This window comes from Sphingobacterium spiritivorum ATCC 33861, assembly GCF_000143765.1.
In the GTDB taxonomy this organism is placed as follows: Bacteria; Bacteroidota; Bacteroidia; order Sphingobacteriales; family Sphingobacteriaceae; genus Sphingobacterium; species Sphingobacterium spiritivorum.
In genome coordinates this window covers 836,984-851,691 of record NZ_GL379771.1, presented here as the reverse complement: position 1 = coordinate 851,691, position 14,708 = coordinate 836,984, and the positions used below count along the sequence as shown (strand labels likewise).

The 14,708-nt window shown below is 39.7% G+C and carries 12 protein-coding genes; 6 read left to right on the top strand and 6 right to left on the bottom strand.

All coding sequences use genetic code 11. The features are described 5' to 3' along the window. Nucleotides 1–258: 258 nt before the first annotated feature. The 3 genes from HMPREF0766_RS13710 to HMPREF0766_RS13700 all read right to left on the bottom strand — a co-directional run bounded on the left by HMPREF0766_RS13710 (nt 259) and on the right by HMPREF0766_RS13700 (nt 3,807). On the bottom strand, nt 259–1,128 hold the full coding sequence (locus HMPREF0766_RS13710; protein WP_002998264.1) for an AraC family transcriptional regulator: 870 nt from the start codon (nt 1,126–1,128) through the stop codon (nt 259–261). Nucleotides 1,129–1,334: 206 nt separating this feature from the next. Next, entirely contained in the window at nt 1,335–3,497 is a 2,163-nt protein-coding gene (locus HMPREF0766_RS13705) for a peptidase domain-containing ABC transporter (RefSeq protein ID WP_002998261.1), read from the bottom strand. A 55-nt stretch (nt 3,498–3,552) separates the two neighbouring features. Further along, nucleotides 3,553–3,807 carry a hypothetical protein gene (locus tag HMPREF0766_RS13700; protein ID WP_002998259.1) on the bottom strand — a complete coding sequence of 85 codons (255 nt, stop codon included), beginning with the start codon at nt 3,805–3,807 and terminating at the stop codon, nt 3,553–3,555. A gap of 102 nt (nt 3,808–3,909) precedes the next feature. On the opposite strand from HMPREF0766_RS13700, the gene HMPREF0766_RS13695 reads away from it, so the two are divergent. Next, nucleotides 3,910–4,572 carry a rhomboid family intramembrane serine protease gene (locus HMPREF0766_RS13695; protein ID WP_002998257.1) on the top strand — a complete coding sequence of 221 codons (663 nt, stop codon included), beginning with the start codon at nt 3,910–3,912 and terminating at the stop codon, nt 4,570–4,572. Between the two features lie 6 nt (nt 4,573–4,578). Here the strand turns inward: HMPREF0766_RS13695 and HMPREF0766_RS13690 are convergent, their stop codons facing one another. Beyond that, nucleotides 4,579–4,728 carry a hypothetical protein gene (locus HMPREF0766_RS13690; RefSeq protein WP_002998255.1) on the bottom strand — a complete coding sequence of 50 codons (150 nt, stop codon included), beginning with the start codon at nt 4,726–4,728 and terminating at the stop codon, nt 4,579–4,581. 172 nt (nt 4,729–4,900) lie between these two features. Here HMPREF0766_RS13690 and HMPREF0766_RS13685 point away from each other — a divergent pair, with 172 nt between their 5' ends. After that, nucleotides 4,901–5,191, top strand: coding sequence for a helix-turn-helix domain-containing protein (locus HMPREF0766_RS13685; protein WP_002998253.1), 291 nt, complete (start codon nt 4,901–4,903; stop codon nt 5,189–5,191). A 209-nt stretch (nt 5,192–5,400) separates the two neighbouring features. Next, a complete protein-coding gene (gene radA, locus HMPREF0766_RS13680) occupies nt 5,401–6,786 on the top strand; it encodes a DNA repair protein RadA (protein ID WP_002998249.1) in 1,386 nt (461 codons plus the stop codon). A 136-nt stretch (nt 6,787–6,922) separates the two neighbouring features. On the opposite strand, the gene HMPREF0766_RS13675 is transcribed toward radA, so the two are convergent. After that, nucleotides 6,923–7,615, bottom strand: coding sequence for a TlpA family protein disulfide reductase (locus tag HMPREF0766_RS13675; protein WP_002998246.1), 693 nt, complete (start codon nt 7,613–7,615; stop codon nt 6,923–6,925). 322 nt (nt 7,616–7,937) lie between these two features. Between HMPREF0766_RS13675 and HMPREF0766_RS13670 the strand changes: the two genes are divergently transcribed. The 3 genes from HMPREF0766_RS13670 to nagB all read left to right on the top strand — a co-directional run bounded on the left by HMPREF0766_RS13670 (nt 7,938) and on the right by nagB (nt 13,727). Next, a complete protein-coding gene (locus HMPREF0766_RS13670; protein ID WP_037460396.1) occupies nt 7,938–10,427 on the top strand; it encodes a DUF5686 and carboxypeptidase regulatory-like domain-containing protein in 2,490 nt (829 codons plus the stop codon). 74 nt (nt 10,428–10,501) lie between these two features. Then, nucleotides 10,502–11,653, top strand: coding sequence for a methionine aminotransferase (locus HMPREF0766_RS13665; RefSeq protein WP_002998243.1), 1,152 nt, complete (start codon nt 10,502–10,504; stop codon nt 11,651–11,653). 151 nt (nt 11,654–11,804) lie between these two features. Next, nucleotides 11,805–13,727: a glucosamine-6-phosphate deaminase gene (nagB, locus tag HMPREF0766_RS13660; RefSeq protein WP_002998241.1), complete on the top strand. Its 1,923-nt coding sequence runs from the start codon at nt 11,805–11,807 to the stop codon at nt 13,725–13,727. 55 nt (nt 13,728–13,782) lie between these two features. Here the strand turns inward: nagB and HMPREF0766_RS13655 are convergent, their stop codons facing one another. Continuing rightward, the gene (locus HMPREF0766_RS13655) at nt 13,783–14,676 is read right to left on the bottom strand and encodes an AraC family transcriptional regulator (RefSeq protein WP_002998240.1); all 894 of its coding nucleotides are present in this window, start codon (nt 14,674–14,676) and stop codon (nt 13,783–13,785) included. Between the last annotated feature and the right edge of the window lie 32 nt (nt 14,677–14,708).

Sequence of the window (14,708 nt, the reverse complement as noted above, 5' to 3'; positions counted from 1 at the left end):
TTTTTAATCTTTATTTGATGGGGAATTGTTAAAAGAGAGAGCAGGTGCTCTTATCTCTGCAAAAATTAGTGCTTATGCAGACAAGTTTTTATCATATTTGAAAGATTTGAATAAATTTTAAAACACTGACAAATAGCGTTTTAAAATTTATTTTATGTGGTTGTAATTGTACAATTAGCTCAATTTTATTGAACTATTCACTCGTATGGGAAGGTTGTTGTGTAGGAATGCAAAAATATAGCGGAAGGTTAGTAGCATTTAAATAATCAACTGCTGATTTTTGCTGTTGTCTCTGAATTCGGCAGGAGTAATGCCTTTTGCTTTTTTAAAGACCCGATAGAAATAAGAAATACTGTTAAAACCACAAAGACTGACAACCTCGGATATAGGTGCTGCATCCTTTAGTTTGCGTGTTGCCATATTTATTCTGAAATCCAGAAGGTAATCTGTAAAGTTCATTGCTGTATTGCATTTGATAAAACGGGCAAAAGTGGAACGGCTCATGTTTAATGCGTCTGCAGCTTCGGGAAGCCGGATTACTTCTGCAATATTAGTAGACACATAGTTTTGAAGTTTATGTAGCAAAATCTCATTTTTTGTCATTTCTATAGTGGTCTCGCTGGAGAGTTCGCGCAGGTCGTCCCCTTTTGACAATTCATAAAGCAGAATAAACAACTTCATTACTGCATAAAATCCGTCCTTTTCCATTGTAATGATCCGAAGTAAAGGGAGGACTTTTTCTATTGTGGCAGCACCAAAATGAACCCCTTTCGAAGCACGGGCGAACAATTGCTGAATACTCTGAAATTGCTTCTTATCCAGACATTGTTCAATTAAGGAGGGGTGAAACTGGATGGTAATCTCATGAATATTGGTGGATGTGCAGTCTCCGTCTTTCCAGGCATGTTTAAGCTCCGGATTGGCAATCAGTACCAGATCTTTCTCTCCGATATTCTCTATGGAATCTCCAATAATACGCATTGCTCCGGATGCCCCTTCTACATAGTTGATCTCATATTCCGGATGGATATGTACAGGAAATGTGAACGAGGATTTTCTGCGGTCAAATACGACAAAACAATCTTGCTCTGACAATGGCGATTTTTCTCTATAAATATCGGAAAGCATAACCTCAGTATTATTTTGGTTGATCAATTCCAAATCTAATGATTTTGGTTTTTGTTTTGATTGTTTTTTTCTTAATCTGTTTTTTTTGGAAGCAAGAATATTTGCTCATTTTATCAACGGTTTCAAAGCTGATTTTTTAGACTTAAACAATCTGATTCGCAGTTGAGCAGAGTTAGACGGCAACACTTATTAAGTATGCATGTTCTTTAATTTTGAATGAATAGGCTTTGTTTCTGCCACATCAAACGGTATGCGCTATCTTGCTGGAGTAACTGCTGATGATTTCCTTCTTCGATCAGTTTGCCGTCTTTGAGCACCATAATTGTATCTGCATGGGCAATTGTACTGAGACGGTGTGCGATGACAATCATCGTCTTACCCTGTGCTTTGAATTGGTTAAGAGTCTGTTGTATCAGAAGTTCGGATTCCGTATCCAGGGAGGATGTAGCCTCGTCCAGAATAAGGATTTCAGGATCTTTGTAAAGTGCCCGCGCCATAGCGATCCTTTGTTTCTGTCCGCCGGATAATACAGCCCCATTTTCGCCCAGATGTGTTTCAAAACCCTCAGGTAATTTTTCAATAAAAGGCAGGATACCCAGTGATGTGGTAATATCAACAATGCGGTTAAAGTCCGGAGAATCTTCTCCGAGCGCTATATTCTCAATAACATTTCCGGAAAAGAGATCTACCTGCTGAGGAACTACAGAAATGAGATTTCGGAGGGAATGCCTGCTGATGTGACTGATATTGCTGGAGCCAATGGATATTTTTCCGTTGTTGATCGGATAGATATGCTGTATCAGTGCTGCTAACGTCGTTTTTCCGGAGCCGCTTTCTCCTACAACAGCGGTTGTCTGTCCTTTTTTGAATGTGCATGAAAAATCCTTGAAAACAGGCGCGCGCGATCCATAGCTAAAGGATACGTCTTCTAATTTGATATCTCCTATGGAATCTGCGGATAAGTCCGTTTTCCCTGTTAACTCTTCCCGTTCCAGGTCCATGATCTCGAATAATCTGTCTGCAGCAATGAGCGCATTCTGTATGGCTTTGTTTGTGCCGATAAGTTGCGATACAGGCCCTGTAAAGTAACCAATCAAAGCATAGAATGATAACAATTCTCCGGGTGTGATGGAGCGATCTATTACATATCGCGCACCTATCCACAGGAGTATAATGGTAAAGAACTTAGATAGAAACTCTGAAGCATTTGTAGAGAACAGTGTATTCATCACAGAGGTGTAGATGGTACCGAGCAGTCTACTGAAGCTGCCCTCAGTTTTCTTATTTGCATAATTCTCTACTCCAAACTGTTTGATTGTGCTGATGGCGTGTAAGGATTCTACCAGATGAGATTCCAGATCAGCCGCATTTTCCATCATTCTTCGCTCTACCTTCTTATTTAGTTTATTGGAAACCCAGTAAATAAACAGGTATAAAGGAATAACCAACATAATAATAAGAGCCAGCTTCCAGTAATAGGTAAACATCAGTGTAAACGAAAAAAGGATAATAAATACGTTCACAACAATCTGAATGGATACATCGTTAATGAAAGTTCTTATTTTGACCGCATCATTCACCCGGGAAATAATTTCGCCGACTTTCATCGTATCAAAAAAACGCTGAGGCAACTGCAGCAGATGTTTATAATACCCCAGAATCAGATAACGGTCTATACGCTGGCCGGTCTTTAGTACCATGATACTTTTCATGGATCCTATAAAGAGCTGAAATATCAGGATTACAACCATGATTACGGAGAGCAGGTTGAGTAAGCGGAGGTTTCCTTCAGCAAGCACCTCATCGGTTATTTTCTGTATATAAATGGACATGGAAAGACCAAGTATAGTATATACCAGCGCGCCCAGCAGCGCCGGTATGGCCATGGTCTTATGTGGCTTGATCAGGTTCCAGAACCGGGAATAATTACCGATCTTCTCCTTCTTTTGTCGGAAAAATTCATTCGGCTCCATCAGGATAAGGACTCCTGTCCATAGTTCTGCAAATTCCTGAATGCTGAACTGCTCCATTTTTCCATGAGCAGGATTCATTACACTGACTTTGTCTTTAATCACCTCATAAATGACAACATAATGATGGAGTTTGTTTTTTAGAATAAGGTGTGCAATAGCAGGAAGCGGTATTCCGGAAAGAGACTGGACTGTTGCCTTAACTCCTTTGGCATCGAATCCCATACTCTGTAGCCCCTGTATCATGCCCAGAACATTGGTGCCCTGACTATCGGTGTGACAGATCTGCCGGATCTTTGCCAGAGGAAGCTCCAAACCAAAATGAGTACCTACAGATGCCAGACATGCAGCGCCACAGTCTTTGATATCATGTTGTTTTACCAGGCAGTTTTTTTTCATAGATGATTCTGTAGCAGATATATAGTTATGGGCTTAAGTTTTATATCGCGTCTGCCTAAGATATAGTTGCAGAAGAAATAAACAGGACTGTATCATACCTGTTAATTTTTTCGTTATAATGCTGAAGCCATGTATCAACAATTAGCTCTTTATCTACCGGAGCGTATAAAGCAGAATTTTTATTTGCAGGGAGAGTGATTTCTTTTGCAGACTGCGTTGTTGGAATGTTGATAAACGGTAACACCATAAACATGAAAAGTGAAAATATAATCTCAGTTAGGTATTTAATGTTCTTTTCGCGAAAAATCATAAATATCAGGTTAGCGGATCAATATACAAAAAGAAAATTTTTGTTTAACGGACAGTGATTATATTTTGAAAAAAATAATACATTCGCTTATACATTCTACATATGCCGGCAATATTTGATATATTACCTACTCCTGCAGAGTCGCCATGGTCATATACTTTGGTACCTGTCATTATTATCTGTAGTATTATCGGGTTTTACTATAAACCGTTTTTTTATAAACTACTCCTGCACCCGTATGAAATATGCCGGGGCAAAAGGTGGCATACCTTATTTACCTCGGCATTAGTTCACAGAAGCTGGATACACCTTCTTGTCAATGTGGTACTGATTTATGCCCTTTTATACGATCTGTTTGGATTGATAAAGCAAGAATACGGGACGAATGCAGCATATTTACTTTCTATTTTGATTATCTTATGCTTAGTTGTTATCCCAAATCTTTTTCAGACCTATATCAAAAAAGATGACTTTACGTATACAGCTGTCGGTGCTTCCGGATTAACTTTTGGCTTATACGGGTTCAGCTTTTTATACTTTCCTCTTCAAAAAATGAGTAGTTTCTGGATAGAAGCAATCAAAGTAAGCGCACAATTCTGGTTAGCGGTACTTATTGTTATTCTACTGCTGAGCTTTGTCCCTAAAAGTAAAGTTAATAAGGGACTACATATTTTTGCTTTTTTGTTAGGATCAGTATTGGCATTTTGTGTCAGGCCACCGGCTTTTTTAGAGTTTGTAAATTCATTTAAATCTATTTTTCAATAGGTTATCCTATTGAAAAAGCCATTTGGAAATGATATCCCACAAATCTTCTTGTTTAGGATCATTTCTGGATCCGGCATTGATAGTGATTTGTTCCTCCAGTGTTAATTCTTTTAATTCAACCTGAGATTCTGTTGTTTTTTTTTCTAAATTATTCATAGCATTTTGGGTTATTTAAATATTTAAACCAAAGCTAGATTTAGATGTGAGGAGCTACCACAACCCTAAGTTGTATGTTATAACTTAGCGTTGTAACTGAAGTTTTTCTTATAACCGTAGGTTATAATTTTTTATATTATTATATTTATGGCAGAATTAATTGGTAACGGATATGGAAATCGGAGAATACATTCGTATCAAGAGAGAAAACTTAAAAGTATCTCAGGAAGCTGTGGCATTTAAATTAGATATGTCACAGGCAGCTTATTCTAAAATTGAAAGAGGGGAGACCAAAGTAAAAGTCGATCAGGTTTATAAAATCGCCCACCTTTTTGGTATTAGTGTATATGAGCTGTTGCCGCCATCCCTCGCAAGTGATGTTACAAAAGAGAACACATTTGGTTTGATTTGGTATGCAATCAAATGGTCCTTTTACAAAATTAAGGGACTGGTAAAAGGTTGATTTTCTTTATTTAATTTCCATTTTTAAAATACGTGTCCATATTCATGCAGATCTTATTCACTGAAGTGGATGATTTGGCCGTTGGTGTATTTTATACCGTTGTATGGCTATTCAACCGGATACTGCTTAACCTTATTCCGCTATTATTTTCTTTCCTGCCGTTTGATAATCCCTGCACATGCCCTGATTATTTTTAGTAATTTCGTATAATGGCGAAAAGTAAATCAGCATATTTCTGTCAAAACTGTGGATATGAATCCCCGAAATGGTTAGGTCAGTGTCCTTCCTGTAAACAATGGAACTCATTTGTAGAGGAAGTGGTCGAGAAGGGTAATTCTAAAGTGCCCGAATGGCGGAGTACGACTACCACTTCTGTTTCCAAACGGGCGAATAAAGCAGCAATTATACACGAAATTATTTATCAGGACGAGTCCCGGATATTGACCCCTGATCAGGAGTTTAACAGAGTGCTGGGAGGAGGAATTGTACCGGGATCATTAGTGTTGATCGGAGGAGAGCCGGGTATCGGAAAATCTACATTGATGCTTCAGCTGGCACTTTCCATTCCTCAGGTGAAAACCCTTTATATTTCGGGTGAGGAGAGTGAACAGCAGATCAAGATGCGGGCAGAGCGCCTTTCCCAATCTTCAAAAGCTAATTGTTATATACTGACAGAGACATCCACACAAAATATATTTAAACAGATAGAGGCTGTACAGCCGGATGTTATTGTAATAGATTCCATCCAGACCTTACATTCCTCACAGATTGAATCTGCTCCGGGATCTGTATCTCAGGTAAGAGAATGTACGGCTGAACTTCTCCGGTTTGCAAAAGAAACCAGTACTCCTGTATTTATTGTTGGTCATATTACTAAAGACGGATCTATTGCTGGCCCAAAGGTGTTGGAGCATATGGTGGATACGGTTCTGCAGTTTGAAGGAGATCGTCATCATGTATACAGAATTCTACGGGCAGTAAAGAATAGGTTCGGATCTGCATCTGAACTTGGTATCTATGAGATGCAGGGGTCGGGTTTGAGAGAAGTTTCTAATCCGTCTGAGATTATGATTTCTCAGCGGGATGCACCTGTGAGCGGTGTTTCTATTGCTGCAATGCTTGAAGGCATGCGCCCTATGATGATAGAGGTGCAGGCATTGGTGAGTAATTCTGCATTTGGTACCGCACAACGATCTTCTACAGGTTATGATACTAAGCGATTAAATATGTTGCTGGCTGTTCTTGAAAAACGGTTTGGATTTCGTCTGAGTGCACAGGATGTCTTTCTGAATATTGCCGGCGGTTTACGTGTAGAAGATCCCGCTATTGATCTTGCTGTGATTGTTGCGATTATCTCTTCGCAACAGGATATGCCGATAAAAACAACGATTGCTTTTGCCGGAGAAGTAGGACTGTCCGGAGAAATACGGGCTGTAAACCGAATTGAGCAACGCATTGCTGAAGCAGAAAAACTGGGTTTTGAAGGAATTTTTATATCCAAGTTCAATATAAAGGGTCTTGACCCGAAAAAGTATAATATTGCAATACGGCCTATGGCCACATTAGAGGATATTTTCCGGGCCTTATTTGGTTAACGGAAAGTAGAGTCTTAGCAGACGTAGTCTTGCCGACCACACACCAGCTGCAGAGCATATTCCCGTAAACTACAATATCCCCTGAATTCGATGCAGGGGCTATTGTAGTATCTTGTTTTAAAGTTCTGGTATCTGTCTATTTAAGTATTTCTGCCAGTTTTCTGTCCAGCGCTTCTTTATGCAGATTCCGGGCTATTATTTTGCCGTTTGGATCGATAAGGACATTCTGCGGAATAGCTTTTACGCCATATAATGTTCCTACATCATTTTGCCAGCGTTTCAGATCTGAGACATGTCTCCAGTGTCTTTTATCCGCATGTATGGCTTTGGTCCATGCTGCTTTATCTTTGTCAAATGAGATTCCCAGAATTTCGAACTTATCGCTCTTGAATTTTTCATAGGTAGCGACCAGATCAGGACTTTCAACACGACAATCCGGACACCATGATGCCCAGAAATCTAACAAGACATATTTACCTCTGAAATCTTTTAGTTTAACAGGATTGCCGGTCGTGTCATTTTGAGTAAATTCAGGAGCTTGTTTTCCGACTGCAACAGTAGACAACACCCGTAAATATTCCTGAAATTCTTTTCCTTCTTTAGACTTCTTAACGTTTTTACTCAGGCCGTTGTAAAGTTCCTGCATTTCCTTATAATCAGGATCATATCCACCTACTCTCCTCAGAGAGATCAGACTGGATACGGAGTCCGGGTAGGCTTTGACCAGGTCTATATATTCTTGCTTGGTAAGTTCCTTCTTTTGTGATCCCTGCTGTCCGAAAGTGAGTATCGGAAGTGCAAGAAGAAGGTATAGGCATATTTTTTTCATGTGCTGATTTGTTTTCTACAAATATAAAGTAATCTATTAAACTAGTCGAGTAATATTATTGTCATATAATACTTTTACAATTCTGCTAAAGATTATTTATTCTTAACAATCTTTAACAGAATAATAAGATTTACACAATTATATTTGCTTTTTAACCTAATAGTCAATAGAATTTGTTGGTTCGTAATAGAGCATCATGATTTTTCAAATCTTTCAAAGCAGGGATAAAATGCATCTACAAGGTTTTGTATACAATAAACAGTTTAATACAAATGAAAAATCACGGAGCTTCACCACCTTTTTTAAAAACCATATTATACGGATGAAAAATATTCTCTCTTTTTTATGTTTAATGCTTCTATCCTTCTCCTTGTCTGCTCAGATTAAAGGTGTAGTAACCGATCAGGCAGGAAGGCCGCTCCCTTCAGTGTCTGTTTTTGTACAAAACAGTACCTCCGGAACATCCACCAATATGCTGGGACAATACGAGCTGAAAGTTTCCAAAGAAGAGAAGAATCGTACCCTTGTTTTTCAAAATCTGGGTTATAAGACACAGATCGTGTCGGTGCAGATAAGCGAGCAGCCCCATATTATGAATGTGCGATTGGAAGCAGAGGAGAGGCAGATCGGGGAAGTCGTCGTAACGATGAAGGGGGAAGATCCTGCTGTGCGGATTATACGGCAGGCAATTGCATCACGACAGGTTAATGCAGAAAAAAATGATAAATATACAGCGGACTTTTATTCAAAAGGACTGCTTAGAGTAAAGAAGCTCCCCAAAAAAATACTTGGACAAAAGATTGAGGATGATGAGCTTGCATTAGATACATCCCGTACAGGTGTGGTCTATCTTTCAGAAACGGTCTCTGAGATTAGTTTTCAGAAACCGGACAAGATAAACGAACATATTATCGCATCCAAAGTGAGTGGGGATGATAAAGGATTCAGCTTCAATACAGCTTACGGAACAAATTTCGATTTCTATGCAAACCATGTGACACTGGGATCAAGTATTGTATCTCCACTGGCTAACGCTGCATTTTCCTATTATAAGTTTAACAGGGAAAATGTTATTGATGTAGAACCAAAGATGCGTGTTCATAAGATAAAGGTAACTCCTGTGCGGGAGTCTGAACCGGTCGTCAAAGGTTATATTTATATTGTGGACGGAACCTGGGAAATATATGGGGTAGATTTTATTATTAAAGGTTCACAGATGAATCAGCCAATTATTGATACGCTGCATCTGACACAGCAGTATGCCTATAATGCCCGTGATCAAAAGTGGTCAAAGATGCTGCAAACCATAGATTTCCAGATCAGTATTTTAGGGATTGCATTCGACGGTCGGTACATACATAATTTTTCGAATTACAATTACGTCAATGCTTTTGAAAAGAAGACTTTTACCAATGTCATAGCTAAGATAGATCCGTTGGCAAATAAAAAAGGAGATGATTACTGGGAAAAGTACAGACCTGTACCGCTCACAGCTGAAGAGTCCGCTGATTATAGTAAGAAAGACAGTATTCAGCAGGTCAGAAATTCACCGCGGTATATCGATTCTCTGGATAGCAAAAATAATCAGTTTAAACTTCTGGATTTGTTGATCGGTTATACCTACCGGCATACACCGGATCATTTTGTATTCCGGTACCGAGGTTTATCCAACCTGTTGTCTACAAGTTTCAATACCGTACAGGGATGGAACTTTAATGCAGGATTTTCAGCAGCAAAAGGGGAGGTTGATAAAGGTAAATACAGTAGGGGTGAGATCTCTTTCAACTACGGACTCGCTGATGAGCAGCTGCGTGTGAAAGGGAAGCTTTTACATCGTTTTAATACGCAGACTTACGATATCCTGACACTGGAAGGCGGTCGGTCTGTAGAGCAGTTTAATCAGGCCGAGCCGATTGATGCGTTTTTTAATATGGCCTATTCCTTGTTTTCGAGGAGGAACTACATGAAGATTTATCAAAAAGATTTTGCTAAAATTTCATATTCCCGAAATGTGATAGATCAGATCGCTGGATCCGTATCTCTGGAGTATGCGGATAGAAAGGCCTTGTTTAACAACACAGATTATTCTTTTGCCGGAAGAGAACATCAGTATACATCCAACAACCCTTTATTGCCGGAGGATAATACTGTTCCGGTGTTTGATTCCCATCATTTATTTAAATATAATATTACGGCACGTATACGACCGGGTGTAAAGATTATTGAACGACCGGAGGAACGACTGTCGATTCAGGATCCGACTTTTCCTACTCTTTTAATAGGCTGGGAACAGGCTTTTGGGGCTTCCGAGAAGAAGTATGAATATCAGCTTATAAAGGGCAGACTGACACAGGATTTTGATTTTAACAATAAAGGACTTTTTGGTATCGCACTGAATGCAGGTAAATTCTTTAATGCTTCGGGGATTGGATTTGCCGATTTCAGGCATTTCAATGGTAATGAGACAAATATAGAGCGGGCTTCCCGGTATCTTAATAATTTTCTGATGTTGCCTTACTATACGCGCAGTACTAATGATGCCTATTTTGAGATGCATGCGGAACATAATTTTAAGGGCTACGTCATGAATAAAGTGCCTGTATTAAATCTGTTGAAGTGGAATCTGATTTTAGGTTATCATCACCTTGCTGTTCCGAGATTCAAACCATATCATGAATTTACGGCAGGATTTGACAATGTTGGATTTGGTAAGTACAGAATTTTTAGGGTAGACTATGTGCGGAATCTGCAGGGAGCATCTGCTGAAAACGGATTTATGATCAGCATCAAATTGTTGAATATGCTTAAATAAAAAGGCTTCTTTCTTTTGATCGGATAATTCTGTAATAATCTACTATATTAGTGGATATTTATCAGCCTTTTCATATGTCCATTGATATATCATCTAAACTCCCGAATGTAGGAACGACCATTTTTACAAGAATGTCTGCTTTGGCACAGCAATACGGTGCGTTGAATCTTTCTCAGGGATTTCCGGATTATGCTCCGGATCCTCAATTGCTGGCGCTGGTAGAGCAGGCCATGCAGGATGGTCATCATCAGTATGCTTTGATGACAGGAGTTCCGCTGTTAAGGGAGCGAATTGCTTCTAAAGTTGAACAGCTCTATCAGGTTAACGTTGATCCTGCAGAAGAAATTACAGTGACAGCGGGCGGCACACAAGCGATATTTACTGCTATCGCATCTGCGATAAGCCCGGGTGATGAAGTCATCATATTTGAACCTGCATACGACTGTTATAAACCTACAATAGAACTCTTTGGTGGTAAAGTTCGTGCTGTCCGTTTGTTCGCTCCGGATTTTCAGATAGATTGGGACTTTGTGAAAGAACTGGTGACGGATAAGACTAAAATGATCATTATCAATAATCCTAACAATCCAACCGGAAGAGTACTTCAGCCTGCAGATCTTACAGCGCTTTGTCATATAGTCGAGGGGACAGATATCCTCATCATCAGTGATGAGGTGTATGAACATCTGGTGTACGATGGAGGAGCTATCCATTCTTTACTGGAATATGAGCAATTGCGGAGACGAAGTTTTATTATTGCTTCTTTTGGCAAATTGTTGCATACTACAGGTTGGAAAATAGGATATTGCATCGCTCCGGCGGGGATGACAAAAGAATTTCGTAAAGTACATCAGTTTAATGTATTCAGTGTAAATACACCGATGCAGTATGCTATTGCAAAATATCTGGAGGATCCGAAGACATATTTGTCCTTACCTTCATTCTTTCAGGAAAAAAGAGATTTATTAGCTGAAGGTCTGAAAGACACGGGTTTTGATGTGATTCCTTCACAGGGGACTTATTTTTTAAATGTTTGTTACAGCAGAATCTCAGAACTCCCGGAAGAAGAGTTTGCTGTTCAGCTGACGAAAGATAACGGAATAGCCATGATTCCTGTGTCCGCTTTCTATTCTGTCCCGGTCAATCAGCAAGTATTACGTATATGCTTTGCCAAGAAAAAGGAAACTTTATCCAAAGCCCTTGATTTACTGAGGAATATTCGCTAATTTTTAATTTAATTATGTTGCTCAAACGATTGTTTAAAGGCAAAAAACGAGATAACCGACAAAATCTTGCAAAAAAGCGCAAACTTGCTGTGGTTAAACCGTAGAAATTATTAAATTTGCTATTCACCTTATCTAATACTCTATATCTAAAATGGCTAGATTAAATTTGTTGGAAGAGACACGCTTCGAAAAAGTTCCAGTAAGTGTGTACCCTGACCAGGATACGGCATCAAAAGTTGTTGCCAAACGTATCGCTGATATTATCCGGGCTAAGCAAGAGAATGGCGAACAGGCTGTTCTTGGATTGGCAACAGGTGCTACTCCTGTAAAAGTGTACGCGGAATTGATCCGCCTGCATAAGGAGGAGGGATTGAGTTTCAAAAATGTAGTAACGTTTAACTTGGACGAATACTACCCGATGCAACCAGATGCTGCACAGAGCTATGTGACATTTATGAATAATAAATTATTTGATCATGTAGACATCGATAAAGCAAATATCAACATACCTGACGGTACACTGGATGCAAAAGATGTACAGGCTTTCTGTGCAGCCTATGAGCAAAAAATTACAGATTGCGGAGGTCTTGATATTCAGATCCTGGGTATTGGACGTACAGGACACATTGGTTTCAATGAGCCTGGTTCTGCTCCGAATTCGGGAACACGTCTGGTTACATTAGATGATCTGACACGCCGCGATGCGTCAAGAGATTTTGGTGGTAAAGATAATGTGCCCCGCAAAGCGATCACCATGGGGGTAGGTACGATCTTCAAAGCCAGAGAGATTATTCTGATGGCATGGAGCGCAAATAAGGCCGAAATCATTAAAAAGGCTGTGGAGGGGGAAATTTCTTCTGAAATTCCGGCCACTTACCTGCAGTTATCGGATAGCGTAGAGTTTATTCTGGATACAGCTGCCGCTTCATTACTGACCCGTTTTGACAGACCCTGGTTAGCAGAAGATGTAGAGTGGACACCCGAACTGACTAAGAAAGCAGTTGTTTGGCTGGCTTTAGAAGTGAAAAAACCAATCTTAAAACTTCAGGAAGAAGATTATAACAGTCACGGCATGGCTAAGCTGGTGACCGAAGAAGGTCCGGCATATACCATCAATATCCGTATTTTTAATGAACTGCAGCACACCATTACCGGATGGCCGGGTGGTAAACCTAATGTAGATGATTCTCAACGTCCGGAGCGTGCTAATCCGGCAAAGAAAACATCTATTGTATTCTCTCCGCACCCGGATGATGATGTTATCTCTATGGGAGGAACATTTATCCGTCTTGCAGATCAGGGACATGATGTACATGTCGCTTACCAGACCAGTGGTAATACGGCTGTATGGGATGATGATGTCGTGAGATACCTGGAATTTGCAGAGGATTTTGCAAATGAAATGGGTATCGATGCAAGTAAAATCAAAGCTTTATATGATGAAAGCCGAGATATATTCGCCAGTAAAAAACCAAACCAGATCGATACAGACATCGTTCGTAAGATAAAAGCATTAATCCGTAAGGGTGAGGCAATCGCAGGAGCTCGTTTTGTTGGTCTTCCGGCATCGAATATTCATTTTCAGGATCTTCCGTTCTACGACAGACAGAAATTCTCCAAGAATGTATCTTTTGAAGACGATATCGTTCAGACGATGGAACTGTTGCGTAAAGTAAAACCTCATCAGATTTTTGCTGCGGGTGACTTTGCCGATCCGCATGGTACGCACCGGATTTGTTTTGACATTATTCTGGAAGCCGTAAAAAGATTACGTCAGACAGACGAGTGGACTAAAGATTGCTGGTTGTGGCTGTACCGTGGAGCGTGGCACGAATTTCCAATCCATGAGATCGAAATGGCTGTTCCGCTATCTCCGCAGGAGGTGTACCGTAAACGATTGGCGATATTCAAACACCAGTCGCAGAAAGACCTTCCGGTTTTCCCGGGTGATGATCCGCGTGAATTCTGGGTACGTGCAGAAGATCGTACAAGTGAAACGGCTTCACTTTATGACCAGTTAGGTCTTGCAGATTACGAGGCGATTGAAGCTTTTGTAAGATGGAAATTCGATTAATCGATTTATAAATATAATGAAAACGGCTCCCTTTGCAGAAAGGGAGCCGTTTTCATTATACAAGGCCAAGTTCTGTGATGGATATTATTTCATTATAGAAAAGGATAAGGGAATACCGGATAGTATTCGGGACGTAGCCGAAGAATTTTTTGAAAGCATTTGTAAAATGACTGGCATGTTTGTACCCCAGTTGATGACTAATAAAGCTGATGGTCAGTTCCCGTTCTTTCAACAGGTGCTGCGCCTTTTGCATCTTACATTCTGAAATAAAACTAAAGATGGTCTTACCATAGTACTGTTTAAAATGCTGCTTAAGGTATTGAACATTCGTGCCAACTTCTCTCGCCAAATGTTGAATAGTAAAATTCTTATTCAGGTTAGTTTCAATAATATACTTTACTTTTTTGATCTTTTCAATATCGGCTTCCCGTAATTCAGCCGGCTTTGACAATACCGTTCGCTGAATACCATCCATCAGGGACGATAAGATATAAAGGGATTTGGATTTATAGAATGCAGGTAAAAGTGTATGAGTAGCCTGTACCCGGATAAGATCAACGGCTTTAATATAAGTTCTGGAAGCGACTTCGCTTTCCATTTTTCCAACTTTACGGATTCCTGCATCTATATGGAGAATACTTTGATCTGTGATGTCCATATGTTTCAGGTAAGAAGGCTTGTATAATAACGTAAGGCATTGTGCATCCGGATGCCTGGAACTTACTTTTATATGTGTATCGTCAAGCCGAATGATCGTGCTGTCTCTTTCTTTCAGAATCAGTTTGTGATTTCCGGCGGATATTGAACATCCTTCTTTTATAGCTATCACCACCAGATAGCCTTCGTGCTCAGGAATAAGCTCGTATGGAGTATACGGATTGATCAATCTTATGCCGTAATCCTGATGATCATAATTAAGTGTACGTGTTTTCGTATTAAGCAATTTCATCTTTACAGAAATTTCCGATGTTATAAGTCTTA

Bases quoted from the DNA above. Each gene is read 5' to 3' on its own strand.
- HMPREF0766_RS13685 (WP_002998253.1), top strand. From the start codon at position 4,901: ATGGAAATCGGAGAATACATTCGTATCAAGAGAGAAAACTTAAAAGTA.
- nagB (WP_002998241.1), top strand. From the start codon at position 11,805: ATGGCTAGATTAAATTTGTTGGAAGAGACACGCTTCGAAAAAGTTCCA.
- HMPREF0766_RS13700 (WP_002998259.1), bottom strand. From the start codon at position 3,807: ATGATTTTTCGCGAAAAGAACATTAAATACCTAACTGAGATTATATTT.
- HMPREF0766_RS13690 (WP_002998255.1), bottom strand. From the start codon at position 4,728: ATGAATAATTTAGAAAAAAAAACAACAGAATCTCAGGTTGAATTAAAA.
- HMPREF0766_RS13710 (WP_002998264.1), bottom strand. From the start codon at position 1,128: ATGCTTTCCGATATTTATAGAGAAAAATCGCCATTGTCAGAGCAAGAT.
- HMPREF0766_RS13705 (WP_002998261.1), bottom strand. From the start codon at position 3,497: ATGAAAAAAAACTGCCTGGTAAAACAACATGATATCAAAGACTGTGGC.
- HMPREF0766_RS13670 (WP_037460396.1), top strand. From the start codon at position 7,938: ATGAAAAATATTCTCTCTTTTTTATGTTTAATGCTTCTATCCTTCTCC.
- HMPREF0766_RS13675 (WP_002998246.1), bottom strand. From the start codon at position 7,615: ATGAAAAAAATATGCCTATACCTTCTTCTTGCACTTCCGATACTCACT.
- HMPREF0766_RS13655 (WP_002998240.1), bottom strand. From the start codon at position 14,676: ATGAAATTGCTTAATACGAAAACACGTACACTTAATTATGATCATCAG.
- HMPREF0766_RS13665 (WP_002998243.1), top strand. From the start codon at position 10,502: ATGTCCATTGATATATCATCTAAACTCCCGAATGTAGGAACGACCATT.
- radA (WP_002998249.1), top strand. From the start codon at position 5,401: ATGGCGAAAAGTAAATCAGCATATTTCTGTCAAAACTGTGGATATGAA.
- HMPREF0766_RS13695 (WP_002998257.1), top strand. From the start codon at position 3,910: ATGCCGGCAATATTTGATATATTACCTACTCCTGCAGAGTCGCCATGG.